Origin of the sequence: Hephaestia sp. MAHUQ-44, from assembly GCF_023806085.1 — a bacterium.
Classification (GTDB): Bacteria; Pseudomonadota; Alphaproteobacteria; order Sphingomonadales; family Sphingomonadaceae; genus Sphingomonas.
Genome location: NZ_JAMSLX010000039.1, coordinates 1 through 1,007 on the forward strand (window position 1 = coordinate 1; position 1,007 = coordinate 1,007).

A 1,007-nucleotide genomic window follows, 5' to 3' on the forward strand; every position below is an offset into this window, starting at 1 on the left:
CCGAACGATCCCACGAAACAACATGGCGACGCATCGGCACCTTGCTCGACGCCTTCCCGCCAGCAGAATGCCGCAACTATCTGCTCAACGCAGGATACGGGTCAGCATGAGGTCATCTGACTCTAAACTGAAGCGGATCAGGGAATGATCCGGGGGATCATTTCCCCGCTGAAGCCGTCGGCATCTTTGCGGAGATGCCGCGGTGAAGTTCGCCTTTATCGAGCAGCATGCGTTCACCTGGCTGGTGAACGTCATGTGCCGCATGCTCGGCGTGTCGCGCAGCGGCTATTACGACTGGCGCGGTCGCTCGCCGAGCGCGCGGACGACGGCCAACCTGGCGCTGCTGGACGATGTGCGTCGGCTCCAGACACGCCATCAAGGGCGATAAGGCAGCCCAAGGATCATGCCGCCCTGCGGGCGGAGGGGCATCGATGCAGCCGTGGCCGCGTCGAACGGCTGATGCGGCGACATCGTATCCGTGCGCTGGCCGGACGCCGGCTCCGGCCCTGTACCACCGACAGCCGCCACTATCTGCCGATCGCGCCTAATCTGCTGGCGCAGCGCTTTTCGGCGCCCGCACCGAACCGGATCTGGCTCGCCGACATCACGTATATCACCACCGGTGAAGGCTGGCTGTATCTGGCCGCTGTGCTCGATCTGGCGACGCGCAAAATTGTCGGCTGGGCGATGCGTGACCATATGCGTACCGAGTTACCGCTCGCAGCTTTGATGATGGCCGCGCAACGGCAACGACCCGCACCCGGCCTCATTTGTCACTCGGATCGTGGATCGCAATACGCGGCCGGTACCTATGTCGAGCATCTGGCCCTGATCGGCGCCACGCCCTCGATGAGCCGTACCGGCAATTGTTACGATAATGGTAAGCGTGTTCTGTAGGCCGCCTTGCCGCTGAGGGGATTGCTGCGATGCTTGTCGCTGGCAGCGGAGCGGCGCGTTGGATCAGGAAGTCATAGCGGATGAGAGTAGTCATACGAGTAGTCGTATGG

At 62.5% G+C, this 1,007-nt stretch carries 2 pseudogenes; both read left to right on the forward strand.

The features are described from left to right. Positions 1 to 110, forward strand: a pseudogene (locus NFE57_RS16585) (IS630 family transposase); the annotation flags it as partial. Positions 111 to 172: 62 nt separating this feature from the next. Beyond that, a pseudogene (locus NFE57_RS16590) lies at positions 173 to 879 on the forward strand (IS3 family transposase); the annotation flags it as partial. Positions 880 to 1,007 lie beyond the last annotated feature (128 nt).